Raw genomic sequence first — 25,982 nt, 5'->3', positions numbered from 1 at the left:
ATTTCAGGATTTTTTCTCTTCAACCGACCGGGTTGTTTGTGAAGTGATTCACATCCGCCGTGTCGATGGAGGCGCATTATAGGGGGCATCCGGGGAATGACAAGCGGAAATATGCATTTTTATTTCAACCGCTCATCTTTTCACCAAAAAGCCTATTTTTGGTGCTTTTTGATCGCTTCAGGCAGCTCGGCCAGGCTATTAATCACCCAATCCGCTGCAGTCTCAGCTTCTGGCGTCACGGGTTTGCCGGTGCGAACTAATACTTTGGTACCCACACCCGCCGCGGTTGCCGCCTGCATATCTTCCATTTTATCGCCCACCATATAAGAAGCGGCCATATCAATATGCAAAAATTCCTGCGCCGAGATAAACATCCCCGGGTGCGGCTTACGGCAATCACAGGTCTGGCGATACTCTTCTACCGTTCCCTGCGGGTGATGAGGACAATAATAGATGCCATCAAGATCAACACCGCGGTCGGCAAGAGACCAGTCCATCCATTCCGTCAGCGTTTCGAATTGCGCTTCGGTAAATTTGCCACGCGCGATACCAGACTGGTTGGTGACAACCACCAGCGCATAGCCCATCTCTTTTAGCTGGCGCATGGCATCGATAACGCCTTCGATAAATTCGAACTCGTCAATCTCGTGAACATAACCGTGATCCACATTAATAGTGCCATCACGATCGAGAAAAATTGCGGGTACTGATTTTGCCACCGGTTTGCTCCTGAAAAAGGCGTGTTCAGCTAGTATCTCATGAATCGCAGCGCAATAAAGTGCTCATCGCACAGAGTTGGATTGATTTAGACGTCTGGATGCCTTAACATCCGTTTTGTTTACGGGCATCACCCGTATCTGGCAGACGAAAATGCCACGGCTAACTTACATATGATAAAAATAATCTAATGATTAAACTTTCCAATATCACCAAAGTGTTCCAGCAGGGGAACCGAACCATTCAGGCGCTGAACAATGTCAGCCTGCATGTTCCTGCTGGTCAGATTTATGGCGTCATTGGCGCATCGGGTGCAGGTAAAAGTACACTGATCCGTTGTGTTAACCTGCTTGAGCGCCCAACCCAGGGCAGCGTAGAAGTTGGCGGACAAGAACTGACCGCGCTCTCAGAAAAAGAACTGACCAAAGCGCGTCGCCAGATTGGCATGATCTTCCAGCACTTTAACCTGCTGGCGTCACGCACGGTGTTCGGCAACGTCGCCTTACCGCTGGAGCTCGACAACACGCCTAAAGATGAGGTTAAGCGTCGCGTAACCGAACTGCTGGATCTCGTGGGTCTGGGTGATAAACATGATAGCTACCCGGCTAATCTGTCTGGCGGACAAAAACAGCGTGTAGCCATTGCCCGTGCGCTGGCAAGCAATCCCAAAGTGCTGCTGTGCGATGAAGCCACCAGCGCATTAGACCCGGCCACCACCCGTTCTATTCTGGAACTGCTGAAAGACATTAACCGTCGTCTCGGCCTGACGATCCTCCTTATTACGCACGAGATGGATGTCGTAAAACGCATCTGTGACTGTGTTGCCGTGATCAGCAACGGTGAACTGATTGAGCAGGACACGGTAAGTGAAGTGTTTTCACATCCTAAGACCCCGCTGGCGCAGCAATTTATTCAGTCCACACTGCATCTGGATATTCCGGAAGATTATCTGGAGCGTTTGAAAACCGAACCCACGACGGACAGCGTCCCGATGCTGCGAATGGAGTTCACCGGTCAGTCCGTTGATGCCCCGCTGCTTTCCGAAACCGCGCGCCGCTTCAATGTGAACAACAACATCATCAGCGCGCAGATGGATTACGCCGGTGGCGTGAAGTTCGGCATCATGCTGACGGAAATGCACGGCACACAAGAAGAAACCCAGGCGGCAATTGCCTGGCTGCAAGAACATCACGTAAAAATAGAGGTACTGGGTTATGTCTGAGCCGATGATGTGGCTGCTGGTTCGCGGCGTTTGGGAAACGCTGGCAATGACCTTTGTATCCGGTTTCTTTGGTTTTGTGATTGGCCTGCCGGTCGGCGTACTGCTGTATGTGACGCGTCCGGGTCAAATCATTGAGAACGCGAAGTTGTACCGTACGCTCTCTGCGCTGGTGAACATCTTCCGTTCTATCCCGTTTATTATTCTGCTGGTATGGATGATTCCATTCACTCGCGTGATTGTCGGCACCTCTATTGGTCTGCAGGCGGCCATTGTTCCCCTGACGGTCGGCGCCGCACCGTTTATCGCGCGTATGGTGGAAAACGCCCTGCTTGAAATTCCAACCGGGTTGATCGAAGCTTCCCGCGCAATGGGCGCCACGCCGATGCAGATCGTGCGCAAGGTTCTGCTGCCGGAAGCACTGCCAGGCCTTGTGAATGCGGCAACCATTACGCTTATCACCCTGGTCGGTTATTCCGCGATGGGCGGTGCCGTTGGCGCTGGCGGTTTAGGCCAGATTGGTTACCAGTACGGCTATATTGGTTATAACGCTACCGTAATGAATACCGTTCTGGTATTGCTGGTTGTACTGGTTTATCTCATCCAGTTCTCTGGCGATCGCATCGTCCGGGCTGTTACGCACAAATAACGTTACACACAACACAAACTCGACGAGTTAAGGATAAAAACATGGCGTTTAAATTAAAGACCTTTGCTGCAGCAGGCGCGCTGATCGGCTCTCTGGCACTGGTGGGTTGTGGTCAGGACGAAAAAGATCCAAACCACATTAAAGTGGGCGTTATCGTGGGTGCAGAACAACAGGTTGCTGAAACCGCTCAGAAAGTGGCAAAAGAGAAGTATGGCCTTGATGTTGAGCTGGTGACCTTCAACGATTACGTTCTGCCGAACGAAGCGCTGAGCAAAGGCGATATTGACGCCAACGCCTTCCAGCACAAACCGTACCTGGATCAGCAGATTAAGGATCGCGGCTACAAACTGGTTGCGGTGGGTAACACCTTCGTTTACCCAATCGCGGGCTACTCCAAGAAGATTAAATCGCTGGACGAACTGCAGCCAGGCTCTCAGGTTGCTGTGCCAAACGATCCAACTAACCTGGGCCGCTCCCTGCTGCTGCTGCAGAAAGTGGGCCTGATTAAACTGAAAGACGGCGTTGGCCTGCTGCCGACCGTTCTCGACGTGACCGAGAACCCGAAAAATCTGAAAATTGTTGAGCTGGAAGCGCCACAGCTGCCACGCTCTCTGGACGATGCGCAGATCGCCCTGGCTGTTATCAACACTACCTACGCCAGCCAGATTGGCCTGACCCCGGCAAAAGACGGCATCTTTGTTGAGGACAAAGATTCCCCGTACGTTAACCTGATCGTGACCCGTGAAGACAACAAAGACGCGGAAAACGTGAAGAAATTCGTTCAGGCTTATCAGTCTGAAGAAGTTTACCAGGAAGCCAACAAAGTGTTTAACGGCGGCGCGGTTAAAGGCTGGTAATCTGACCTCAGTGTAATATCATCAAGACGGGCTTCTGCCCGTCTTGTCATTTGTGCAGTCAACTGATTCAATATCTGACGTTTTGATTATCCACTGAGGAATTATTATGCGTGCTTTACCGATCTGTCTTTTAGCACTGATGCTGAGCGGCTGTTCTATGCTAAGCAGATCTCCAGTTGAACCCGTTCAAAGCACTGCAACCCCGCCAAAAGCAGAGCCCGTTAAACCTAAAGCGCCTCGCCCTGCGCCGGTACGTATCATTACCAAAGCCGACGACCTCGTGGGCAAGCCTTTCCGTGAGCTCGGTGAGGTGAGCGGTGAATCCTGTCAGGCTACCAATCAGGACTCCCCACCCAACATTCCGACAGCCCGTAAACGTATGCAGATCAACGCGGCCAAAATGAAAGCTAACGCGGTACTGTTGCACAGCTGTGAGGTCACCAGCGGGACACCAGGCTGCTATCGTCAGGCGGTGTGTATTGGTTCGGCGCTGACCATTTCGGCGAAATGAGTGCCTTTCATTTCGAACAGATAGGCGTTATCCGCTCTCCTTACAAAGAGAAGTTTGCCGTGCCACGCCAGCCGGGTCTGGTCACCAGCGGCAGCGGTGAACTTCACTTGATTGCGCCCTATAATCAGGCCGATGCGGTGCGCGGGCTTGAGGCGTTCAGCCATTTATGGGTTGTTTTTGTGTTTCACCAGACGATGGACGGTGGCTGGCGTCCTACGGTGCGCCCTCCTCGTCTGGGCGGAAATGCCCGGATGGGGGTATTCGCGACCCGCTCAACCTTTCGTCCAAACCCGATCGGCATGTCGCTGGTTGAACTGAAAGGAATACGCTGTCACAAAGATCAGGTGATACTGGAGTTAGGCAGCCTTGACCTGGTCGATGGCACCCCTGTTATCGACATTAAACCCTATCTGCCTTTTGCCGAAGCGTTGCCAGATGCCAGGGCCAGCTACGCCCAGCAAGCACCGCAGGCGGATATGCCTGTTCACTTTACGCCAGAGCTGCTTACGCAATTTGGCCAACTGGAAAAGCGCTATCCCCGTTTGCGGGACTTTATCGTAGACGTTCTGGCGCAGGATCCGCGTCCAGCCTACCGTAAAGAAGAGGAAGCCGGGAAAACCTACGCCGTCTGGCTGCTGGATTTTAATGTCCGCTGGCGCGTGACAGAGACCGGTTTTGAAGTGTTTGCCCTGGAACCCAGGTAATTTTCTTCTCCTCTCTTTTGGCATCTTTACCACACTGGTAAACTAAACCACTTTTTTTGTGTCAGGCTGGCGTTTCAGCCTGTTCCAATCGTCGAAATGGAACCGTAACAACATGCGTACTAGCCAATATCTGCTCTCCACACTGAAGGAGACACCTGCCGACGCCGAAGTCATCAGCCATCAGCTGATGCTGCGCGCCGGGATGATCCGCAAGCTGGCCTCCGGGTTGTACACCTGGCTGCCGACCGGCGTGCGCGTCCTGAAAAAAGTCGAAAACATCGTGCGTGAAGAGATGAATAACGCCGGTGCTATCGAGGTGTCCATGCCCGTGGTTCAGCCCGCTGACCTGTGGCAGGAGAGCGGCCGTTGGGAGCAATATGGACCTGAACTGCTGCGCTTCGTTGACCGTGGCGAGCGTCCGTTCGTCCTCGGCCCGACGCATGAAGAAGTGATCACCGATCTGATTCGCAATGAGCTGAGCTCTTACAAACAGCTGCCGCTGAACTTCTTCCAGATCCAGACCAAGTTCCGTGACGAAGTTCGCCCACGTTTCGGCGTTATGCGTTCTCGCGAATTCCTGATGAAAGATGCTTACTCTTTCCATACTTCTCAGGAATCTCTGCAAGAGACCTACGACAAAATGTACGAGGCTTACAGCAAAATCTTCTCCCGCATGGGTCTGGATTTCCGTGCTGTGCAGGCCGATACCGGCTCTATCGGTGGTAGCGCGTCCCATGAGTTCCAGGTTCTGGCGCAGAGCGGTGAAGACGATGTGATCTTCTCTGACTCCTCTGACTACGCGGCAAACATTGAATTTGCTGAAGCACTGGCACCAAAAGAACCACGCGGCGCGGCAACCCAGGAAATGACGCTGGTTGACACGCCAAATGCCAAAACCATTGCCGAGCTGGTTGAGCAGTTTGCGCTGCCGATCGAAAAAACCGTTAAAACGCTGCTGGTGAAATCCACTGAAGGCAGTGCATATCCGCTGGTTGCCCTGCTGGTACGTGGTGATCACGAGCTGAACGAAGTGAAAGCTGAGAAGCTGCCACAGGTTGCCAGCCCACTGACCTTCGCAACGGAAGCAGAAATCCGCGCCGTCGTAAACGCAGGCCCAGGCTCTCTGGGTCCGGTGAATATGACTGTGCCTGTTGTGATTGACCGCACGGTTGCGGCGATGAGCGACTTCGCTGCAGGCGCTAATATTGATGGTAAACACTACTTTGGCATCAACTGGGATCGCGATGTGGCAACGCCAGAAGTGGCGGATATCCGCAACGTTGTTGCAGGCGATCCAAGCCCGGATGGCCAGGGCACCCTGATGATTAAACGCGGCATCGAAGTGGGGCATATCTTCCAGCTGGGCGATAAATATTCCCGTGCGCTGAACGCTGCCGTTCAGGGTGAAGATGGCCGTAACCAGATCCTGACCATGGGTTGCTACGGTATCGGGGTCACGCGCGTGGTGGCTGCGGCGATTGAGCAGAACTACGACGAGCGTGGCATTGTCTGGCCGGATAACATCGCGCCGTTCCAGGTGGCTATCCTGCCAATGAACATGCACAAGTCTTACCGTGTGCAGGAGCTGGCTGAGAAACTGTACGCAGAGCTGCGCGCGCAGGGTATCGAAGTGCTGATGGACGACCGTAAAGAACGTCCGGGCGTGATGTTTGCTGATATGGAACTGATTGGTATTCCTCATACCATCGTTATCGGTGACCGTAACCTCGACAGCGACGAGATTGAATATAAATACCGTCGTAGCGGCGAAAAACAGATGATCAAGACCGGTGATATCCTTGATTACCTGGTAAAAGCCATCAAAGGTTAAATAAAAAACCCCGCTCAGGCGGGGTTTTTTCATGGCGCAAAGCCAGCGTTATTTACTGTTACAGTCTTTGCCTGCCGCGAACTTCGCGTCTTTATCTGCCACAAGGGTTTTCACCAACTCGCCGCTATCCGGGTTTGGCTCCAGCGTAAAGTGACCGTCGACCGTCAATAATACCGGCTTACTGTCATTTCCGCGTGCGACCGCATAATCCCGTTCCAGCTGGGCATTGTTCGCCACGCTCACTTTCTTACCCGTTGCGCAGTCTGTAAAGATGGCCGCATCAGCCATATAGAAATACATGCCCCGCATCGGCATCGGCGTGGCCGGCAGAGCCGCTTTCACCGGAGCCAGCGTGTAGTTGAACTGGGATTCAATCGGGTTGCCTTCACGGTCGAGCATCTCCATCCCCTCGCCTTTGGCGCGGAAATACGTTTTCTCGCCGCTCGTATCGGTCAACACCAGCTTCTCGGCCGTGCGTGCCCATGTCCCGTAAGTCGCAAAAGAGGAGGGTTCTTTCGCGCCCTGATACCGCTGATTCATGACCCACGTACCGTCTTTTTGCAGGAACAGCGACGTCTCAATGCCTTCACAGTCGGCACAAGGCAGGACGCCGCGCCAGCTCTGCTGCATTGGCTTTAATTCTTCATTTTGCGTTGGCTGCAGGACCTGCGTTTCCGAACGGTTGTTACATCCGAAAAGCGCAAAGAGCGTACTCACTGCCAACGCTGACCATAATGCTTTTTTCACAATGAATTCCTTATGAAATAGTGTTCCTTTTCGTCAATCCAAAGGACGACGAACTTTACCGCGTAGTGCTTTCACTGTGGATTTCTGAGCCTTTGACGACAACCGACGCTCTTTCGATGCGCGGGTTGGCCGCGTTGCCCGACGGCTTTTTTGCACTGCAGTTAATTCTTTTATCACCGCCACCAGTCTGGCAATTGCCGCTTCCCGGTTTAACTCCTGGCTACGGTACTCCTGCGCCTTGATCACAATGACACCGTCACTGGTGATCAGATGATGGCTGGCAGCGAGCAGACTTTCCTTATAATACTCTGGCAGGCTTGAGGCCCGAATGTCAAAGCGCAAATGGATAGCGGTTGAAGCCTTGTTAACGTGCTGTCCACCTGCCCCCTGCGCACGGATGGCGGTGATCTCCAGCTCATTGTCCGGGATGCTGACGTTTCGGGACAACACGATCATGACGCAGGCTGCCACGCCGTCAGATGAATTTCCAGATTATTCTGAGAGTCAGAAAGCCAGATTGCGCCGTCCTGGATCGTCGCCTGCAGAGTCATCGTCCGGCTGGCGAATTCGCTCAGCTGCGCCAGTTGTTCATCATCCAGATACCAGACCGTGAGGTTTTTAAACTGACCGCACTTACTCTTGTTTTGCTGCCACCAGATTTCCGCAGCGCGTTGGTTGTACGCGAATAGCGCCACTTCCGCAGACTGGGTACACGCCTTTTTGAGGCGGCGCTCATCCGGCAGACCAAGTTCAATCCATAAATCGATACCCAGATGATCGTTACGCAGCCAGGCTTCCGGCTCGTCTTCTGCGCTTAAGCCACGGGTAAACTGCAGACGCTCGTCGGCATATTTAATCCACGCCAGCAGGCGCAGCATCATGCGCTCCTGGGTTTCAGAGGGGTGACGCGCCAGCGTCAGTGACGCATCCAGAAACTGGTTGCGGTCAAGGTCAGCCACATTGACCACCGCTTTATAAATTGTCGCTTTCAGCGCCATGGGAAAACTCCTTTCGAATCAGGCGCACATTGTAGCGAAAACAGCGGCAAAAGGCTGTTACGCCGTGATGAATACGGCGCCATCAAGGCTCTGATATTGCTTAAATGAGTATGGTATAGTCACCTTGCTAAACCGAGTTTATCTTCGTAGGCTTAATGATATCTCACAGTAAGTCAGTGCGCTGGCGGGAGGGGATGTGAATAATTATTGTGAGCTAATTCGCAAACGGTATGCGGAAATCGCCAGCGGAGATCTGGGATATGTCCCGGATGCGTTGGGCTGTGTATTGAAAGTGCTTAATGAAGTGGCCTCTGATGAGAGCCTTTCAGAATCGGTCAGGGAAAAAGCAGCGTATGCTGCGGCGAATTTACTGGTGAGCGATTATGTCGATGAATGATACTTATCAACCCATCAATTGTGATGACTATGACAACCTCGAACTCGCCTGCCAGCATCATTTAATACTGACGCTGGAGTTAAAAGATGGCGAAGTGTTGAAGGCGAAAGCCAGCGACCTGGTTTCACGTAAGAATGTGGAATATCTGATAGTGGAAGACGCCGGTGCGACGCGTGAGCTACGCCTGGACAAAATTGCCAGCTTCAGCCACCCGCAAATCGGCACCGTCGTGGTGAGCGAATCCTGATGACACTAACGGGCAGCCTGGCTGCCCGTTACGCTTTCCACTCCAGACTCACGCCCGATTCTGCCCAGCCCTCTTCTGTAATGAACACCCCTGCCGCCGCAATCAGCGTTTCACCGTAAAAAAGTAACGGCGTGGTATCGCGCAACCAGGGCGGCACATTGCACTCCTGCCAGATTTTTTTGAGCTTCCTTCCACCGTTACGTCCGACAATGTGCAGCATACCGCTGGCCTTAAAGCGCACGGTGACCGGTTCATCGGCTTTCGGTAAACGCACATGGCCGGGCGTCACCAGAGACAAGCTTCCCATATCCCAGGGCAACATCAGCGGTTTCGCAGGCGATGGCCAGCCGAGCACCACATCTGCAAGCGAGGGGGTCGATTTCACCCACCACAGCTGGCCTTTATAGCGCCTGACGTCAAAACCGTTCAGGTGCACGCACGGCGTTGCATCCTCCCGCGCCTGGGCGACTTCGTCCCAGATACGTCCCAGCATGGCACGCGATGGCATCGTTGCACGGTGAGAGGCCAGCCAACGGCGCAGCAGCGCGGCCCGACGAACCGGACTCATCGCCTCCAGCGGTGCGATCGCCAACGCCCCGTTTACCGAAATCAGTTCAGCCAGTTCTTCACTCAGCAGTTCATCCAGCAGGCTCTCCTGTTCGGCACACAGCAGGGCGCTTCGTGCTGTTGCGTCTGCAAAGTGCGGCCAGCGTGCGGTCAGTAACGGCAAAACACGCAGACGCAGGAAATTACGATCGTAGCCATCGTCCTGATTGCTTTCATCTTCAATCCAGCTCAGCTGATATTGCTGCGCCCAGGCTTCCAGCGATGCGCGCGACTCGCCAAGCAGCGGACGCAATAATTGCGTCCCGGCAAAATCAGAGCGTTCAGGCATGGCGGAGAGCCCCGCCGGACCACTTCCCCGTTTTAACGCCAGCAAGAAGGTTTCGCACTGGTCGTCAAGGTGCTGTGCCGTGACCAGCGCTTCGCCGGGCTGTAATGCCGCGGTAAACGCGGCATAGCGCGCTTTACGCGCGTGCGCTTCAATACCGAGCCCCTCATCTCTGAGCACTACCCGTTTAATCTCAAGCGGGATCGCCCATGCGGAACACACCGCTTCACAGTGCGCAACCCAGACGTCGGCATGAGGACTCAGCCCATGATGGATATGCATCGCCCGGAGCTGAACGTCAGGTTGCTGATCGCGCCAGAGCTTGAGGCGATGGAGCAACACCGTAGAATCCAGGCCACCACTAAATCCCACCAGCAGCTGGCGGTACGGTGAAACGGCTTGCGCAATAGCGGGTAGGGTCATAGAGAATTACACATAAAAAATGCCCGAACAGAGCGGGCATTATCACACAGGATGGCGCTTACTGCTGGTAAAGCTCCAGCGGAAGACCGTCCGGATCGTTGAAAAAAGTAAAACGCTTGTCGGTAAACGGATCGACACGAATCGCTTCGCACTTCACGCCATGCTCTTCAAGATGTTTTACCGCACGGTCAAGATCATCCACGCTAAAAGCCAGATGGCGCAGGCCGCAGGCTTCCGGACGGGACGGACGCGCAGGCGGGAAAGGAAAAGAGAACAGTTCAATCACATACTGCCCGTTTAACGCCAGATCGCCTTTCCAGGAGTCGCGCTCCACACGATAGGCCTCGCTTAACAGCGTAAAGCCCAGAATGTCGCAATAAAAGGCCTTACTTTTGGCGTAATCGGTGGCAATGATCGCAATATGATGAACCTGTTTTAAACCCAGCATAGCTTCTCCTTTTTATGATGCCTGAACGTTACAACCGAAAACCCGCCCCTGGCAAGCAGCCACCTTTATTTTAGGACTCGCACCCAGTAAACCCCATTTTCATCACGTTTCGCACCGTGGATATCCGTCTCGAAGCCCGGGTAGTGACGCCCCACAGAACAGAGCATCAGCAGAAAATCGAGCACCGCACGGCTCTCTTCGGTGATCATCTCTCCCGGCATCAGCAGCGGTACGCCCGGCGGATAAGGCAGGATCATATTGGCCGAGACGCGTCCCACCAGATTTTCCAGCTCAACAGTTTCTACCTCCCCTTTCACCTGTCGCTGCCAGGCTTTGTGCGGCGTCAGTTTCATCTCAGGCAAGACGTCAAACGCCTGCAGCATCAGGCGCGGCAGATCGTGCTGGCGGATCAGTTTGTGGATCCCCTGGGCCAGATCCTGTATACGCATATTGCGATAAAAATCAGGATCCTCCGCATAGAGATCCGGCAGCATGTTCTTCACGCGCAGGTTCAGATCGTACGCACGCTTAAACTCCATCAGCCCACGTAGCAGACCCATCGCGCGGGTTTTATCAATCCCAATGCTGAACAGGAACAACAGGTTATACGGTCCGGTTTTCTCCACCACCACGCCGCGCTCATCAAGGAATTTCGCCACCAGCGCGGCCGGAATACCTTCGTCGCTCATGTTACCCTGTTCATCCATGCCCGGCGTCAGGATGGTCACTTTTACCGGGTCGAGGAACATGTGGTCGGCATCGGCATCACGGAAACCGTGCCACTCTTCACCCGGCGCGACCGGCCAGCACTCCGCCTCGTCAATCTCTTCCGGCTGCCAGATATCAAAGAACCAGCCCTCAGCCTCATCTTTTAACCGCTGAACCTCTTTGCGGAAATGCAGCGCGCGCTCCACAGAGCGATTGATAAGACGTTTACCCGGATTGCCGCGCAGCATCGCCGCAGCCGTTTCAATGGAGGCCACCAGCGGATAACTTGGTGAGGTGGTGGTGTGCATCATAAACGCTTCGTTAAACGTCTCTTCGTCGTACTCACCTTTGATATGGATAAGCGAGGCCTGGGAAAACGCAGCCAGCATTTTGTGCGTCGATTGCGTTTCGAAAAACACTTTGCCCGGCACGCGTTCGCCACTCATTCCACTTTTACCCGCATAGATGGGGTGGAAATTGGTATAAGGCACCCACGCGGAATCAAAGTGGATCGAGGGGACATCCAGCGTCTGTTTGATCCAGTTGGTGTTATACAGCAATCCGTCATAGGTGGAGTTGGTGATCACCGCGTGGATCGGCCAGCTTGCGCCGGGGATCGCCGCCACCTTATTTTCTATGGCTGAATGGGTGAATTCACGGCGCGGAATTCCCCCCAGGATCCCCAGCGCGTTACGCGTGGGTGACAGCCAGAGCGGCACGACATCGCTCATCATCAGCAGATGCGCCAGCGACTTATGGCAGTTACGGTCGATGAGTAACGTACTTCCGGCCGGGGCGGCATACATGCCGACGATTTTGTTTGACGTCGACGTACCGTTGGTCACCATATAGCTCTGCTCGGCCCCAAAGGTGCGGGCAATGTACTCTTCGGCTTCCAGATGTGGACCGGTGTGATCCAGCAATGAGCCAAGCTCGGTAACCGAAATCGACACATCCGCTTTCAGGGTGTTGCCGCCGAAGAAATCATAAAACAGACAGCCAACCGGGCTTTTTTGATAAGCCGTCCCCGCCATATGACCAGGCGTGCAAAAGGTGTACTTTCCTTCCTTCACATAGGTAAACAGCGCCCGGGTAAACGGCGGCGTGATGTTATCCAGATACTCGCCGGTATATTGCTGAATGCGGGCCGCAATATCTTCGGCCACGCCGAGTGAGTATTCGAAAAACCACAGCGCCATCCGCATATCCTGGGCACTGACGTCCATGGTCGAGTGGGTATTGATAAACGCATACAGCGGGAGATATTCATTCAGCTTGTTGATATCGCTGCACAGCTCCAGGTCGTACTCATCCCAGTCGAAGATCACGCCACAGATCCGCGGGTTGTGCTCAATGAACTTCAGCAGGTCAGCGCTGTTGTGCGGCCAGATCAGCTGATAGCCACGTGACTGCAGGGCCTGCTCCAGCTCCTTGATGGGCTCATCTTTATAAAAGACGCCGTGTGGCCCCATAATGGCAATAATATTCACGGGCTTCCTCCTTAAAAAACATTAGCTAAGCATAGCCAGGGTAAACCGCAGGTATAAAAAAAGCCGCAACAGTGTGCGGCTTTTCAGATAATTGTGAAGCTTACGCGTAACCGTAGGTCATCAGACGCTGGTAACGACGATTGAGCAGGTCTTCTTTGCTCAGCACATCCAGGTCCGCCAGATCGGCCAGCAGCTGCGCTTTCAGGGAAGCGGCCATCACTTCCGGCTTACGATGCGCACCACCCAGAGGTTCAGGGATGACGGTATCGATCAGCTTCAGCTCTTTCAGGCGTGGGGCAATGATGCCCATCGCTTCTGCAGCCAGAGGTGCTTTATCGGCGCTCTTCCACAGGATAGAGGCACACCCTTCCGGAGAGATAACGGAATAGGTGCTGTACTGCAGCATATTCACTTTATCGCCCACGCCAATCGCCAGCGCACCACCGGAACCACCTTCACCGATGACGGTACAGATGACAGGCACCTTCAGGCGAGACATCTCACGCAGGTTACGTGCGATGGCTTCAGACTGACCGCGCTCTTCCGCGCCCACGCCTGGGTAAGCACCCGGGGTGTCGATAAAGGTGATGATGGGCATATTGAAACGCTCAGCCATCTCCATCAGACGCAGGGCTTTACGGTAGCCTTCTGGTGCCGGCATACCAAAGTTACGACGGATCTTCTCTTTGGTTTCACGGCCTTTCTGATGGCCAATGATCATCACCGGACGTCCATCCAGACGGGCGATACCACCGACGATAGCTTTATCGTCAGCGTAAGCGCGGTCGCCTGCCAGTTCGTCAAATTCGTCAAACGCCAGGCGGACATAATCCAGGGTGTACGGACGCTGTGGGTGACGCGCCAACTGGGCGATCTGCCATGCGCCGAGATCGGCAAAGATTTTGCGCGTCAGTTCTACGCTTTTCTCGCGCAGACGATGCACTTCTTCGTCGATGTTAATATCCAGTTTTTCATCCTGACGGCTTACCGCTGTCAGAGAATCGATTTTCGCTTCCAGCTCAGCAATCGGCTGTTCGAAATCAAGGAAATTCAGACTCATAGTATTCCTGTATTAGTCAAACTCCAGTTCCACCTGCTCCGAACCAATGAGGCCACGGAGATCGTTCAGTAAACGATCGCTCGGAGAGACACGCCACGTTGCACCAAAGCGCAACCGCGCACGTGCATCCGCCCTCTGATAGTAGAGATGTACTGGAATTGTCCCCGAGCGGTGGGGTTCCAGAGACTGACGGAGTCGGTTTAAAAGCTGGTCATCAATTTGCCTGTCCGTCAGCGAGATAGCAAGCCCGCGAGCATATTTTTCCCGGGCTTCGTCAATGTCCATCACTTCGCGGGCGGTCATTTTAAGCCCCCCGCTGAAGTCATCAAAGCTGACCTGTCCGCTGACGATAAGTATGCGGTCTTTTTCCAGCAATTGCTGGTATTTATCCAGCGCGTCGGTGAATAACATCACCTCCAGACGCCCGGAACGGTCATCCAGGGTACAGATGCCGATACGATTGCCGCGCTTGGTGACCATAACCCTTGCAGCAATCACGAGCCCCGCAGCCGTGGTGATTTTACCACGTTCTGTCGGATGCATGTCTTTCAGCCTGTAGCCTCCGACATAGCGCTCAATTTCTTTGATGTACTGATTGATCGGGTGCCCCGTCAGGTACAAGCCTAACGTTTCACGCTCACCATCCAGCACCACCTGTTCTGGCCACGGCAGACAGCTGGCGTAAGACTGCTCGATCTGCTCTGGCTCTTCCGCCAGTACGCCGAACATGTCCGCCTGGCCAATGGCTTCCGCTTTTGCGTGCTGATCCGCGGCTTTCAGCGCGTCGCCAAGCGAGTTCATCAGCGCGGCGCGGTGCGGCCCCAGCCTGTCGAACGCGCCGGACATGATCAGTTTTTCCAGCACGCGGCGGTTCAGTTTTTTGGTATCGGTGCGGGCGCACAGATCAAACAGCTCGCGGAAATAACCACCGTTATTACGCGCTTCGATGATCGCCTCGATCGGCCCTTCACCTACGCCTTTGATTGCGCCGATCCCGTACACGATCTCCCCGTCGTCGTTAACGTGGAAATGGTAAAGACCCGAGTTAATGTCCGGCGGCAGGATCTTCAGTCCCATGCGCCAGCACTCATCCACCAGGCCAACCACCTTCTCGGTGTTATCCATATCGGCGGTCATTACCGCCGCCATAAATTCAGCGGGATAGTGCGCCTTCAGCCACAGGGTTTGATACGACACCAAAGCATAGGCGGCAGAGTGCGATTTGTTAAATCCGTACCCGGCGAATTTCTCCACCAGGTCGAAGATTTTCATTGCCAGTTCGCCGTCAATGCCGTTTTTCTTCGCGCCATCTTCAAAAATAGAGCGCTGCTTGGCCATCTCCTCCGGCTTTTTCTTACCCATTGCACGACGCAGCATATCCGCGCCGCCGAGGGTATAGCCGGAGAGCACCTGAGCAATCTGCATGACCTGTTCCTGATACAGGATGATGCCGTAGGTTGGCTCCAGTACCGGCTTCAGGCTTTCGTGCTGCCACTGAACGTCCGGGTAGGAAATCTCTTCCCGACCATGCTTACGGTCGATAAAGTTATCTACCATCCCCGACTGCAGCGGTCCCGGACGGAACAGCGCCACCAGTGCGATCATATCTTCGAAGCAGTCAGGCTGCAGACGTTTAATCAGATCTTTCATGCCACGGGATTCAAGCTGGAAGACCGCGGTGGTCTCCGAGCGCTGCAGCATGTCGAAACTTTTCTTGTCATCCAGCGGTATGGCCGCGATATCCAGCGGCGGCTCGCCGTTCTTCTCGCGGCGGGCGTTGATCATCTCCAGCGCCCAGTTGATGATGGTAAGCGTACGCAGACCGAGGAAGTCGAACTTCACCAGCCCGGCGTATTCAACGTCGTTCTTATCAAACTGGGTAACCGGGTGCTGCCCCGCTTCGTCACAATAGAGCGGCGCAAAGTCGGTAATTTTGGTCGGGGCGATAACCACACCACCCGCGTGTTTACCGGCGTTACGCGTGACGCCTTCCAGCTTACGCGCCATGTCGATCAGCGCTTTGACTTCTTCGTCAGCTTCGTAGATTTCCGGCAGCTGCGGCTCGGCTTCAAACGCTTTTGCCAGCGTCATCCCCGGATCGGGCGGCACCAGCTTAGAGATACGATCGACGAAGCCGTACGGATGCCCCAGCACGCGGCCCACGTCGCGGATAACCGCTTTCGCCGCCATCGTACCGAAGGTAATGATCTGCGATACCGCGTCACGGCCATACATATCCGCCACGTGCTCAATAACCTGGTCACGTTTTTCCATACAGAAGTCGACGTCGAAGTCGGGCATGGAGACACGTTCCGGGTTAAGGAAACGTTCGAACAGCAGGTCAAATTCCAGCGGATCGAGGTCAGTGATCTTAAGCGCATAGGCCACCAGTGACCCGGCACCGGAACCACGTCCTGGACCAACCGGCACGCCGTTATCCTTCGACCACTGGATAAACTCCATTACGATCAGGAAGTAGCCCGGGAAGCCCATCTGGTTGATAACCTGAAGTTCAATATCCAGGCGCTCGTCATATTCCGGACGACGTTTTTTACGCTCTTCTTCATCCGGGAAAAGGAATTCAAGACGTTCTTCCAGACCTTCTTTGGATTTCATGACCAGAAAGTCTTCCGTGGTCATTTCCCCGGTCGGGAACTGCGGCAGGAAATACTCACCCAAACGCACGGTAACGTTACAGCGCTTGGCGATTTCAACGCTGTTTTCCAGCGCTTCCGGGATGTCAGAGAAGAGTTCACACATCTCCTCTTCGCTGCGCATGTACTGCTGAGCAGAATAATTACGCGGGCGCTTCGGATCGTCGAGGGTGAAGCCATCATGGATCGCCACGCGAATCTCGTGAGCGTCGAAATCCCCGGCCTCAAGGAAGCGTACATCGTTGGTTGCCACCACGGGTAGCCCACGCGCTTCCGCAAGCGCCACAGCGGCATGGAGATAACTCTCTTCATCCGGGCGGCCGGTGCGGATCAGCTCCAGATAATAACGATCCGGGAAGTACTCTTCATAGAATGATACGCACTGATCCACCAGCGCACTATTGCCGCGCAGCAGGCATTTGCCCACATCACCCATGCGGCCGCCGGAGATCAGCAATAACCCTTCGTTCAGCTCCGCCAGCCAGTCCCGGTCAATCCATGGCCCCAGGGCGCCGTAGCCTCGCTGGTAGGCTTTGGAGATAAGCAGGGTGAGATTCTGATAACCCGTGTTGTTCATCGCTAACACGGAAATTTGCGTCATTTCGTCGCCGAGCAGTTCGCTCTGCACATGAAAATCAGCTCCGACGATGGGTTTCATCCCCGCGCCATGCGCCGTTCCGTAGAACTTCACCAGACCACACAGGTTGGTAAAATCGGTGATCGCCAGCGCAGGCATACCCAGTGAGGCCGCCTTTTTTACCAGCGGCCCGGTTTTCGCCAGCCCATCGATCATGGAGTAGTCGCTATGCACCCGCAGGTGTACGAAACGTGGTTCAGCCATCTTCAGATTCCGCGTTACTTAATTGCTTGCGTATTGATTCAGGACACCAGTCCCAGCGCGCGTTTCACCGGGCCAAAACTGCGCCGGTGATGCTCGGTTGCGCCATGTTCAGCCAGCTTTTCCAGGTGGAAGGCTGTAGGATACCCTTTATGCTGAGCGAAGCCATACTGAGGGTAAGTGAGATCCAGCGCGGCCATTTCAGCATCGCGAGTCACTTTGGCAATAATAGAAGCCGCACTGATTTCCGCGACCCGGCTATCCCCTTTTACTACCGCCATGGAAGGCACTGGTAATGCAGGGCAACGGTTGCCGTCAATAAGAACATACTCCGGGGCAATTTTCAGCCCCGCCACCGCACGCTGCATCGCCAGCATTGTGGCATGCAGGATGTTTAGCTCGTCAATTTCATGCGGCTCAGCACGCCCAAGGCTCCAGGCTAATGCTTTTTCCTGAATCTCATCAAATAACGCCAGTCGGCGCTTTTCTGAAAGCTTTTTGGAGTCATTCAACCCGATAATCGGACGGGCCGGATCGAGGATCACCGCCGCGGTCACAACAGCGCCCACTAACGGGCCACGGCCCACTTCGTCCACACCCGCAACAAGGTGGGTGTGAGGATAAATAAATTCCATCATCTTGCTAACTCCAGCACCGCATCAGCCGCTTGCTCATCGGCATTACAGCGGATCTGCTGATGCAGTTCGCGGAACGTATCATGCATCTGGTGGCTGGTCTTGCCGTTGGCAAGCAGCGGTAGCAGCGCATCGGCCAGCGCCTGAGGCTGACATTCGTCCTGCAGAAGCTCTTTCACCAGTTCACGCCCGGCGAGCAGGTTTGGCAGCGAAACGTACTCCGTCTTCACCAGGCGTTTGGCCAGCCAGAAGGTGAACGGTTTCATGCGATAGCCTACCACCATCGGACATTTCGCCAGCATGCACTCCAGGGCTGCCGTACCGGAGGCCAGCAGCGCGGCGTCGCTCGCAACCATCGCCTCACGGCCTTTTCCATCCAGCAGATGGATGTGAAGATCCGGTGCAACCTCGGCTTTGATACGCTCAAACTGCTCGCGGCGCTTGGCGTTCACCAGCGGCACAACCACTTCGAGATCGGGATAGGTATCGCGCAGAATTTGCGCGGTTTTCAGGAAGTCCGCGCTAAGCATCTCTACTTCTGCGCCACGGCTACCCGGCAGAAGAGCCAGACAGTGCGCATCGTGAGGGATCCCCAGCACGTCACGCGCTGCGTTTTTATCCGGATCCAGCGGCATCGCATCCGCCATGGTATGCCCGATAAAACGGCACGGAACGTTAAATTTGTCGTAAAACGCCTTTTCGAAAGGCAGGAAAGCCAGCACCAGATTGGTTGACCGTCCGATTTTGAAAACGCGTTTCTGTCGCCACGCCCAGACGGACGGACTGACGTAGTGAATGGTTTTAATGCCCTGCTTTTTCAGATTCCCTTCGAGGGTAATGTTGAAGTCAGGCGCATCGATACCGACAAAGACATCGGGTTTGAGCTCGGTGAAGCGGCGGGTAAGATCGGCGCGGATATGCAGCAGACGACGCAGTCGCCCCAGCACCTCAACAATGCCCATCACGGCCAGCTCTTCCATTTCGTACCAGGCTTCGCAGCCTTCAGCCTGCATTAGCGGGCCTGCAACGCCAACAAAGCGAGCATCAGGTACGCGAACCTTAAGCGCGCGGATAAGACCGGCACCAAGAATATCGCCGGAGGTTTCTCCGGCGACCAGGGCTATCGTAATCGGACGACTGTCGACCATTAACGAATCAGACCCCTTGTGGAACGGTCAAAGAATTCCATGAACGCGTTCACTTCAGGGTGCTTTTCCGCCAGTTCGGCAATTTCCGGCTTCGCCTCTTCCAGCGTTTTGCCGCTACGGTACAGTAACTTATACGCGTTGCGGATAGCCGTAATCGCTTCGCGAGTAAAGCCACGACGCTTGAGGCCTTCGATGTTCACGCCGAATGGCGTGGCATGGTTGCCCTGCGCAATTACATACGGTGGGACGTCCTGCGCCACACCGGAGCATCCGCCGACCATCACGTGTGCACCAATGATGCAGAACTGATGGACTGCGGTCATACCGCCAATAATTGCGAAATCATCAACCGATACGTGTCCTGCCAGCGTTGCGTTGTTGGCAAGAATACAGCGGTCACCTACGGTACAGTCGTGCGCGATGTGCGCATTAACCATAAACAGGTTATCGCTGCCCACCTTCGTCAACCCACCACCCTGTACTGTTCCACGATGAATGGTGACGCTTTCGCGGATACGGTTACGATCGCCAATTTCCAGACGGGTCGACTCACCAGCATATTTTAAATCCTGGTTAACTTCGCCGATGGAGGCGAACTGATAGATCTCATTGTTGCTGCCAATGGTCGTATGGCCATTCACGACAACGTGAGATTTCAGTACTGTACCCTCACCAATTTCGACATGGGGACCAACAATACAGAACGGGCCAATGTGGACATTAGCACCAATAATGGCGCCGGTTTCCACAATAGCGGTAGGATGAATAAAGGCAGATTTATCAATCACGTATCAGGACTCCCGGCTACGAGCACACATCATCGTCGCTTCGCAAACAACTTTGCCGTCAACCAGCGCTACGCCTTTAAAGCGAGTCAGGCCACGACGCGTTTTTTCAAAAGTGACTTCCATGATCATCTGATCACCAGGCACAACAGGGCGCTTGAAGCGCGCTTCATCGATACCCGCGAAGTAGTACAGTTCACCCGGCTCCAGTTTGCCTACGCTTTTAAACGCAAGAATACCGGTAGCTTGTGCCATCGCTTCCAGGATCAACACACCCGGGAAGATGGGTTTACCAGGGAAGTGCCCCTGGAAGAATGGCTCGTTAACGGAGACATTTTTCACTGCGCGCAGAAAACGACCTTCTTCAAAATCCAGCACACGGTCTACCAGCAAAAACGGGTAGCGGTGCGGCAGAAGTTCTAAAATCTCTTCAATATGCAGAGTATGAGTGTCGGTAGTCAAAATACTCTTCCTGTCAAAATGTACTGATTAGCAATAATAACACGGCCTGCCGGTTTAAAAGAAAGCCGACAGGCCGGGAAATTAAGCGTTAAAAAGATGAACGCTTAGTCTTGTTGATCGATCTTACGCTCAAGGGACTTGAGTCGCTTGCTCATATCATCAATATTCATCACCAGAGCTGCTGTTTTACGCCATACCTTGTTAGGTTGCAGCGGGATGCCTGAGGAATAGACGCCTGGCTCAGTGATAGGACGCATTACCATGCCCATTCCCGTCACGGTGACCTTGTCGCATATTTCCATATGACCATTGATCACGCTGGCACCGCCAATCATGCAGTAACGGCCAATTTTCAGACTGCCTGCCATGATGACGCCACCTGCAACCGCGGTATTGTCGCCAATCACAACGTTATGCGCAATCTGGCACTGATTATCGATAATAACACCGTTGCCGATAATGGTGTCGTCAAGCGCACCACGGTCAATGGTGGTGCAGGCTCCGATCTCAACGCGATCGCCAATGATAACGCGACCAAGTTGCGGGATCTTAACCCAATTACCACGATCGTTAGCGTAGCCAAAACCGTCAGAACCAATCACTGTGCTGGACTGAACGAGGCAATTTTCGCCGATTTCAACTTCGTGGTAGACGGACACATTGGCCCACAAACGGGTCCCGGCGCCGATTTTTGTGTTTTTCCCAACGAAGCAGCCCGGGCCGATGACGACGTTATCGCCCAGTACGACGCCAGACTCGATCACGGCATTTGCGCCGACTGCTACGTTGTTACCCAGCTGAGCCGTCGGATCGATTGCTGCACTGGCAGCAATGTTTTGCGCCGGCTGCGGCGTGGTATCAAGAATTTGTGCCATGCGAGCATACGTCAGGTAGGGATTTTTCACTACCAGTGCCGCACCAGTGGCAAACGGAAGATCGTCCTGCGTCAGAACAACAGCCGACGCCTGGCATTGAGCCAGATGTTCACGGTACTTAGGGCTTACCATGAAGGTAATATTGCCAGCTTTAGCAGATTGCATGGACGCAACAGCGGTGATGACGATATCGCCATCACCGTGTAATTCTGCATCCAACTGCTGAGCTAAATCAGCCAGTCGAATTGAAGGCATTACTTATTTAACCTGTTTCAGAACATCAGCGGTGATGTCTTTAACATCGCTGCTGTTGAAAGCAACGGCGTTCGCATCAACAACCAGATCGATGTTCTGATCGGCAGCAACTGCTTTAACAGCAGTCTGAATGCGAGTCACCAGCTTGCCACGCTCTTCGTTAGAACGACGCTGACGATCCTGCTCGAAAGCCTGCGCTTTCTGGGAGAACGTCTGGCGCTGAGCCATTACGTCTTTTTCCAGTTTGCTGCGCTCGCTTGATTTCATGGTAGAACCATCACGCTGCAGACGCTGCATTTTGGACTGAAGATCGTTTTCCATACCCTGCAGTTCGCTTGCACGGCCTTTGAATTCGTTTTCCAGAGTCGCAGAAACGCCAGTTTTCTGTGCAACCTGCTGGAACAAATTACCCATGTTGACGATTGCAATTTTGTCTGCTGCCTGAGCAGAGGTTGCCATCGCTAAACCGAGACCTGCAGCTAATAACCACTTTTTCACAATTAACTCCTTACCATCCCATTGGCACCAGAAGGTACCGTTCTTTGCGTGGCAAGGCGATCGTTTTACCGATCGCCGGTTGTCAGCGCTACACTGCCAACGCATTCCTTTGCCGCGGAGAATTACCAGGTTTTACCAATGTTAAACTGGAATTGCTCCGACTTATCTCCATCATATTTCTTAAACGGCTGGGCGTAAGAGAAGACCAACGGCCCCAGCGGTGACATCCATTGTAATGCGATACCTGCAGACATGCGAATATTGCCCGGATCGCTGTAGTCTGGAACACCTGCCGCACGCATCTGGGCAGTGTTCTCCCAGTTGGTATCCCACACGGTACCGGCATCCCAGAAGAAGGACGTACGGACTGAGTTGGCGTATTTATCACTGATAAATGGCGTTGGCGTGATGAACTCAAGGCTCGCCACGGCCATGGCGTTACCGCCTACCGCATCATCAGAGCTACAAACCTGTTTTGGATCCCGGCTTGCGCAGTTATCTTCGTCATTACCGCCGTAATAAACCGCTTTCGGACCAATGTTGTTGGACTGGAAGCCACGAACGGTACTGGAACCACCGGCGTAGAAGTTCTCATAGAACGGCATCTCTTTGCCGCCTAAACCATCGCCATAGCCCCAACGGGTACGACCCAGAACCACCCACTTATGATCGTCATCGATCGGGAAGTACGAGGCAGTATCGAGCGTTAACTTGTAGAACTCGTTATCAGAACCAGGAATAGTCACTTTACCATTCAGGTTGACACGAGAACCTTCCGTTGGGAAGTAACCACGGTCAAGGCGGTTATACGTCCAACCGTAGTTGAAGGTGAAGTCATCCGCCGCAAAACCGTTGTTATCGCTGGAGGTGCTCGCCGACTGGCCGATAGAGTCGAGATAACGCCACATTGCCACCTGCGGTTGCATATTGGACAGGTCGTTATGCACGTAACCCAAGCCCGCACGCAGGGTGTTGTATTCGTTAACCGGGAATCCAAGCGTACCGTCTACACCGTAGCTCTTGTTGGTGTACGAGGACAGATCCGCGTCGTCTGCTTTAAAGTCGTTATAGAAGATACGACCACCCAGGCTCACACCGTCAACGGTGAAGTATGGGTTAGTGACAGAGAACTCAGAATAGGTCTGGTAGTCGTTTTTGGTACCGTTGATACCCACCGAGTAACCCGTACCCAGCCAGTTATCCTGCTGAACGCCAACCTGGAAGCTCACGCCGCTTTCAGTACCGTAGCCCACACCGAAGTTAAAGCTACCGGTATTACGCTCTTTCACTTTGTACACGACATCAACCTGGTCCGGGCTGCCCGGCACACGCTGGGTATCGGTATCAACCGTTTCAAAATAGCCCAGACGGTTCAGACGCTCTTTACCCTGGTCAACGAGGTCGCTACCCAACCATGCCCCTTCCATCTGGCGCATTTCGCGACGCAGAACGGAATCTTTGGAGGTGTCGTTACCTTCGAAGCGGATCTTACGCACGTAGAAACGGTTGCCCGCATCAACGTTAACGTGAAGCTTAACGGTTTTATCCGCGTCGTTGATTTCCGGCTGAGTTTGCACACGCGGATAGGCATAACCATAACGGCCGAGCAGCTTTTTAATGCCGTCTTCCATTTTGGTTACTTTAGAACCGCTGTACAGATCGCCTGGCTGAATTTTGGTCAGCGATTCGATCTCGGCAGAATGCCCCGCCAGGTTGCCACTTACTTCAACACCCGAAAGCTTGTACTGATCGCCTTCTGTGATGTTAATCGTAATGTAGATCCCTTTCTTGTCCGGGGTCAGACTCACCTGAGTCGAGTCGATGTTGAAACGGGCATAACCGCGATCCAGATAGTAGCTGCGCAGGGTTTCGAGGTCGCCCGCCAGTTTCTGTTTCTGGTATTTGCGATCGCCCACCACGTTCCACCACGGCACTTCGTCACGCAGCTGGAAGGTGGAGATCAGTTCGTCGGTAGTAAACGCGTGGTTCCCGACGATGTTGATCTGTTGGATCTTTGCCGAGACGCCTTCCTGGAAGACCAGCTTCAGGTCAACACGGTTACGCGGCAGCGGAGTCACCACCGCTTTCACGCTGGCGCTGTACTTACCGACGCTGTAATAGAAATCTTCCAGACCTTTTTCAATGTCTGAAAGGGTGGTGCGGTCCAGAGATTCCCCCACACGAACACCGGATGCTTCAAGGTTCTGCTTGAGCATGTCATCTTTCACCGACTTGTTACCGGAGAAAGTGATACTGGCGATCGTTGGACGTTCTTTTACCTGAACCAGCAGCGTATCACCATCGCGCAGGACGCGGACATCCTCAAAGTTGCCGGTGGCAAACAGAGCACGGATGGTGTTACTGATGTCATCATCATTAACCGTATCGCCGGGGCGCACAGGCATACTGAGGAGGGCCGCACCAACGGCGACACGCTGAAGGCCTTCGAAATGAATGTCTTTCACTACGAACCCGTCAGCACCGTATACGGTGGCGCTGCTAAACAGCAGCGACGCTATGAGCAACTTTTTCATCGCCATCGTTATTATGCGTTCTTCCTAACTAACTCTCTTACAACCGAGAGAAATCATTGAAAAGTGCAAGCCCCATTAACAGCACCAGCAAAATCGAGCCAATGCGATAACTAAAGTCTTGAACTCGCTCGGATACCGGCCCGCCTTTTAGCTTTTCAATCGCTAAAAACAGCAGATGACCCCCGTCTAAAACGGGAAGCGGGAACAGGTTGATGATCCCAAGGTTCACGCTAATGAGCGCGAGAAACATGAGATAGTAAATCACCCCGAACTCCGCTGACATCCCAGCCCCCTGAGCTATTGAAATTGGCCCACTGAGGTTGTTCAGTTTCACATCACCGGTTATCAATTTCCCCAACATGTTTACCGTCAGCTTCATCAGTTGCCATGTTTTATCCGTGGCTTCAAGGATGGCGCTAAACGGCCCATACTGGCGTATTGTCTTGTACTCATCAGGCAGCGGGATCACTTTAGGCACAACGCCTGCAAACCCTTCTGCCTTTTTGCCGACCGATTTGCTATCCGGGATCAGCGTCAGCGAGAGTGGACTACCCTGCCTTTCAACTTCCAGCGCGAGCGACGTACCCGGATTATCGCGCACCAGAGTAACAAAGGTCATCCACTGTGTTAATGGCTGACCATCGACTTTAACGATCCTGTCGCCAGCTTGCAAACCCGCTTTGCTCGCCGCCGAATTTGCCTGAACTTCGGCTAATATCGGTTCGATCTGCGCACCACGTGGGCGAATCCCCAGCGCAGAGACGGGATCTTCTTTGTCTGGTTCGAAACTCCAGTGACGCAAATCCAGCACTTTATTCTGTCGCTGGTCAGAACCAAACGGTGACACGCTGACCGTGGTCTGCTCATCACCGATTTTGGCTACCAGTTGCAGTCGCACGGCATCCCAATCAGGGGTTTCGATACCATCAATCGCTTTAAGTTCCATCCCCGGCGTAATTTGCGCACTCGCCGCGATGGAATTGGGGGCGATTTCACCGACAACCGGACGCACGCCCGGAACGCCGATGATAAACACCAGCCAGTAAGCGAAGATAGCAAAGATGAAATTGGCTACCGGTCCGGCAGCAATGATGGCGGCACGTTGTCCAACGGTTTTGTTGTTAAACGCGCTGTGTCGAAGCTCAGGGGCCACAGGCTCAACACGTTCGTCGAGCATTTTGACGTAGCCACCGAGCGGGATAAGGGCGATGACAAATTCCGTGCCGTGACGGTCGGTACGCGTCCAGAGTGATTTGCCAAAACCGATGGAGAACCGCTCTACGCGCACACCGCAACGGCGAGCAACCCAGAAATGGCCAAATTCATGCACGGTAATCAGTACACCCAGTGCAACAATGAACGCCGCCAGATTCCAGAGAATGCTCAGCATAAAACCTTCC

General features: G+C 53.8%; 25 protein-coding genes. 8 read left to right on the top strand and 17 right to left on the bottom strand.

Annotation, left to right across the window (positions count from 1 at the left end; genetic code table 11):
• Positions 1-152: 152 nt before the first annotated feature.
• A complete protein-coding gene (gene gmhB / locus AX755_RS07835; RefSeq protein ID WP_020688563.1) occupies positions 153-719 on the bottom strand; it encodes a D-glycero-beta-D-manno-heptose 1,7-bisphosphate 7-phosphatase in 567 nt (188 codons plus the stop codon).
• 188 nt (positions 720-907) lie between these two features.
• Here gmhB and metN point away from each other — a divergent pair, with 188 nt between their 5' ends.
• From metN to proS, 6 genes are all read left to right on the top strand, one after another.
• A complete protein-coding gene (gene metN, locus AX755_RS07830) occupies positions 908-1,939 on the top strand; it encodes a methionine ABC transporter ATP-binding protein MetN (RefSeq protein WP_023621751.1) in 1,032 nt (343 codons plus the stop codon).
• Positions 1,932-2,585 carry a methionine ABC transporter permease MetI gene (locus AX755_RS07825; protein ID WP_003856130.1) on the top strand — a complete coding sequence of 218 codons (654 nt, stop codon included), beginning with the start codon at positions 1,932-1,934 and terminating at the stop codon, positions 2,583-2,585. Before metN ends, AX755_RS07825 begins: the two co-directional genes overlap by 8 nt.
• Before the next feature lie 41 nt (positions 2,586-2,626).
• Positions 2,627-3,442: a methionine ABC transporter substrate-binding lipoprotein MetQ gene (metQ, locus tag AX755_RS07820; RefSeq protein ID WP_013095678.1), complete on the top strand. Its 816-nt coding sequence runs from the start codon at positions 2,627-2,629 to the stop codon at positions 3,440-3,442.
• Positions 3,443-3,548: 106 nt separating this feature from the next.
• A complete protein-coding gene (gene rcsF, locus AX755_RS07815; RefSeq protein ID WP_023621752.1) occupies positions 3,549-3,953 on the top strand; it encodes an Rcs stress response system protein RcsF in 405 nt (134 codons plus the stop codon).
• Positions 3,950-4,657: a tRNA (N6-threonylcarbamoyladenosine(37)-N6)-methyltransferase TrmO gene (gene tsaA / locus AX755_RS07810; protein WP_062856561.1), complete on the top strand. Its 708-nt coding sequence runs from the start codon at positions 3,950-3,952 to the stop codon at positions 4,655-4,657. The genes rcsF and tsaA overlap by 4 nt, the downstream gene beginning before the upstream one ends.
• 112 nt (positions 4,658-4,769) lie before the next feature.
• Positions 4,770-6,488 carry a proline--tRNA ligase gene (proS, locus tag AX755_RS07805; RefSeq protein WP_038418725.1) on the top strand — a complete coding sequence of 573 codons (1,719 nt, stop codon included), beginning with the start codon at positions 4,770-4,772 and terminating at the stop codon, positions 6,486-6,488.
• 48 nt (positions 6,489-6,536) lie between these two features.
• Here proS and nlpE read toward each other — a convergent pair whose 3' ends face one another.
• Genes nlpE through AX755_RS07790 form a run of 3 tightly spaced genes read right to left on the bottom strand, consistent with a single transcriptional unit; the run spans position 6,537 to position 8,233 of the window.
• Positions 6,537-7,235: an envelope stress response activation lipoprotein NlpE gene (gene nlpE, locus AX755_RS07800; protein WP_013095674.1), complete on the bottom strand. Its 699-nt coding sequence runs from the start codon at positions 7,233-7,235 to the stop codon at positions 6,537-6,539.
• Between the two features lie 33 nt (positions 7,236-7,268).
• On the bottom strand, positions 7,269-7,691 hold the full coding sequence (gene arfB / locus AX755_RS07795; RefSeq protein WP_020688557.1) for an alternative ribosome rescue aminoacyl-tRNA hydrolase ArfB: 423 nt from the start codon (positions 7,689-7,691) through the stop codon (positions 7,269-7,271).
• Positions 7,688-8,233 carry a YaeQ family protein gene (locus tag AX755_RS07790; protein ID WP_020688556.1) on the bottom strand — a complete coding sequence of 182 codons (546 nt, stop codon included), beginning with the start codon at positions 8,231-8,233 and terminating at the stop codon, positions 7,688-7,690. Before AX755_RS07790 ends, arfB begins: the two co-directional genes overlap by 4 nt.
• A 196-nt stretch (positions 8,234-8,429) precedes the next feature.
• On the opposite strand from AX755_RS07790, the gene AX755_RS07785 reads away from it, so the two are divergent.
• Positions 8,430-8,630, top strand: a complete 201-nt coding sequence (locus AX755_RS07785; RefSeq protein WP_008501889.1) for a YaeP family protein — start codon at positions 8,430-8,432, stop codon at positions 8,628-8,630.
• Positions 8,617-8,877 (top strand): Rho-binding antiterminator, encoded by a 261-nt coding sequence (gene rof / locus AX755_RS07780; RefSeq protein ID WP_014830722.1) that lies wholly within the window; start codon positions 8,617-8,619, stop codon positions 8,875-8,877. Before AX755_RS07785 ends, rof begins: the two co-directional genes overlap by 14 nt.
• 28 nt (positions 8,878-8,905) lie before the next feature.
• Here rof and tilS read toward each other — a convergent pair whose 3' ends face one another.
• The 13 genes from tilS to rseP all read right to left on the bottom strand — a co-directional run bounded on the left by tilS (position 8,906) and on the right by rseP (position 25,972).
• Positions 8,906-10,192 (bottom strand): tRNA lysidine(34) synthetase TilS, encoded by a 1,287-nt coding sequence (gene tilS, locus AX755_RS07775; RefSeq protein ID WP_062856560.1) that lies wholly within the window; start codon positions 10,190-10,192, stop codon positions 8,906-8,908.
• Positions 10,193-10,250: 58 nt separating this feature from the next.
• Entirely contained in the window at positions 10,251-10,640 is a 390-nt protein-coding gene (locus tag AX755_RS07770; RefSeq protein WP_013095668.1) for a VOC family protein, read from the bottom strand.
• Positions 10,641-10,705: 65 nt separating this feature from the next.
• Positions 10,706-12,838 carry a lysine decarboxylase LdcC gene (locus tag AX755_RS07765; RefSeq protein ID WP_029883819.1) on the bottom strand — a complete coding sequence of 711 codons (2,133 nt, stop codon included), beginning with the start codon at positions 12,836-12,838 and terminating at the stop codon, positions 10,706-10,708.
• A gap of 100 nt (positions 12,839-12,938) precedes the next feature.
• On the bottom strand, positions 12,939-13,898 hold the full coding sequence (gene accA / locus AX755_RS07760) for an acetyl-CoA carboxylase carboxyl transferase subunit alpha (RefSeq protein ID WP_013095666.1): 960 nt from the start codon (positions 13,896-13,898) through the stop codon (positions 12,939-12,941).
• A gap of 12 nt (positions 13,899-13,910) precedes the next feature.
• Positions 13,911-17,393, bottom strand: a complete 3,483-nt coding sequence (dnaE, locus tag AX755_RS07755; protein WP_013095665.1) for a DNA polymerase III subunit alpha — start codon at positions 17,391-17,393, stop codon at positions 13,911-13,913.
• 38 nt (positions 17,394-17,431) lie between these two features.
• Positions 17,432-18,028 carry a ribonuclease HII gene (gene rnhB, locus AX755_RS07750; protein WP_013095664.1) on the bottom strand — a complete coding sequence of 199 codons (597 nt, stop codon included), beginning with the start codon at positions 18,026-18,028 and terminating at the stop codon, positions 17,432-17,434.
• Positions 18,025-19,173, bottom strand: coding sequence for a lipid-A-disaccharide synthase (lpxB, locus tag AX755_RS07745; protein ID WP_062856559.1), 1,149 nt, complete (start codon positions 19,171-19,173; stop codon positions 18,025-18,027). Before lpxB ends, rnhB begins: the two co-directional genes overlap by 4 nt.
• Positions 19,173-19,961, bottom strand: coding sequence for an acyl-ACP--UDP-N-acetylglucosamine O-acyltransferase (gene lpxA / locus AX755_RS07740; protein WP_020688550.1), 789 nt, complete (start codon positions 19,959-19,961; stop codon positions 19,173-19,175). Before lpxA ends, lpxB begins: the two co-directional genes overlap by 1 nt.
• A 3-nt stretch (positions 19,962-19,964) precedes the next feature.
• Positions 19,965-20,420: a 3-hydroxyacyl-ACP dehydratase FabZ gene (gene fabZ, locus AX755_RS07735; protein WP_010426706.1), complete on the bottom strand. Its 456-nt coding sequence runs from the start codon at positions 20,418-20,420 to the stop codon at positions 19,965-19,967.
• A 104-nt stretch (positions 20,421-20,524) separates the two neighbouring features.
• A complete protein-coding gene (gene lpxD, locus AX755_RS07730) occupies positions 20,525-21,550 on the bottom strand; it encodes a UDP-3-O-(3-hydroxymyristoyl)glucosamine N-acyltransferase (protein WP_013095661.1) in 1,026 nt (341 codons plus the stop codon).
• A gap of 3 nt (positions 21,551-21,553) precedes the next feature.
• Entirely contained in the window at positions 21,554-22,048 is a 495-nt protein-coding gene (gene skp / locus AX755_RS07725) for a molecular chaperone Skp (protein ID WP_013095660.1), read from the bottom strand.
• 122 nt (positions 22,049-22,170) lie between these two features.
• The gene (bamA, locus tag AX755_RS07720) at positions 22,171-24,588 is read right to left on the bottom strand and encodes an outer membrane protein assembly factor BamA (RefSeq protein ID WP_013095659.1); all 2,418 of its coding nucleotides are present in this window, start codon (positions 24,586-24,588) and stop codon (positions 22,171-22,173) included.
• Between the two features lie 31 nt (positions 24,589-24,619).
• Entirely contained in the window at positions 24,620-25,972 is a 1,353-nt protein-coding gene (gene rseP, locus AX755_RS07715; RefSeq protein ID WP_014830712.1) for a sigma E protease regulator RseP, read from the bottom strand.
• Positions 25,973-25,982: the final 10 nt, after the last annotated feature.

Origin of the sequence: Enterobacter sp. SENG-6 (genome assembly GCF_001605945.1) — a bacterium.
Lineage (GTDB): Bacteria > Pseudomonadota > Gammaproteobacteria > Enterobacterales > Enterobacteriaceae > Enterobacter > Enterobacter cloacae.
This window is presented reverse-complemented; position numbering and strand designations above follow the sequence as displayed.

Excerpts from the sequence above, each read along its gene's own strand:
- metN (WP_023621751.1), top strand. The coding sequence starts at position 908 with ATGATTAAACTTTCCAATATCACCAAAGTGTTCCAGCAGGGGAACCGA.
- AX755_RS07825 (WP_003856130.1), top strand. The coding sequence starts at position 1,932 with ATGTCTGAGCCGATGATGTGGCTGCTGGTTCGCGGCGTTTGGGAAACG.
- metQ (WP_013095678.1), top strand. The coding sequence starts at position 2,627 with ATGGCGTTTAAATTAAAGACCTTTGCTGCAGCAGGCGCGCTGATCGGC.
- rcsF (WP_023621752.1), top strand. The coding sequence starts at position 3,549 with ATGCGTGCTTTACCGATCTGTCTTTTAGCACTGATGCTGAGCGGCTGT.
- tsaA (WP_062856561.1), top strand. The coding sequence starts at position 3,950 with ATGAGTGCCTTTCATTTCGAACAGATAGGCGTTATCCGCTCTCCTTAC.
- proS (WP_038418725.1), top strand. The coding sequence starts at position 4,770 with ATGCGTACTAGCCAATATCTGCTCTCCACACTGAAGGAGACACCTGCC.
- arfB (WP_020688557.1), bottom strand. The coding sequence starts at position 7,691 with ATGATCGTGTTGTCCCGAAACGTCAGCATCCCGGACAATGAGCTGGAG.
- AX755_RS07790 (WP_020688556.1), bottom strand. The coding sequence starts at position 8,233 with ATGGCGCTGAAAGCGACAATTTATAAAGCGGTGGTCAATGTGGCTGAC.
- rof (WP_014830722.1), top strand. The coding sequence starts at position 8,617 with ATGTCGATGAATGATACTTATCAACCCATCAATTGTGATGACTATGAC.
- tilS (WP_062856560.1), bottom strand. The coding sequence starts at position 10,192 with ATGACCCTACCCGCTATTGCGCAAGCCGTTTCACCGTACCGCCAGCTG.
- AX755_RS07770 (WP_013095668.1), bottom strand. The coding sequence starts at position 10,640 with ATGCTGGGTTTAAAACAGGTTCATCATATTGCGATCATTGCCACCGAT.
- accA (WP_013095666.1), bottom strand. The coding sequence starts at position 13,898 with ATGAGTCTGAATTTCCTTGATTTCGAACAGCCGATTGCTGAGCTGGAA.
- dnaE (WP_013095665.1), bottom strand. The coding sequence starts at position 17,393 with ATGGCTGAACCACGTTTCGTACACCTGCGGGTGCATAGCGACTACTCC.
- rnhB (WP_013095664.1), bottom strand. The coding sequence starts at position 18,028 with ATGATGGAATTTATTTATCCTCACACCCACCTTGTTGCGGGTGTGGAC.
- lpxB (WP_062856559.1), bottom strand. The coding sequence starts at position 19,173 with ATGGTCGACAGTCGTCCGATTACGATAGCCCTGGTCGCCGGAGAAACC.
- lpxD (WP_013095661.1), bottom strand. The coding sequence starts at position 21,550 with ATGCCTTCAATTCGACTGGCTGATTTAGCTCAGCAGTTGGATGCAGAA.
- bamA (WP_013095659.1), bottom strand. The coding sequence starts at position 24,588 with ATGGCGATGAAAAAGTTGCTCATAGCGTCGCTGCTGTTTAGCAGCGCC.
- rseP (WP_014830712.1), bottom strand. The coding sequence starts at position 25,972 with ATGCTGAGCATTCTCTGGAATCTGGCGGCGTTCATTGTTGCACTGGGT.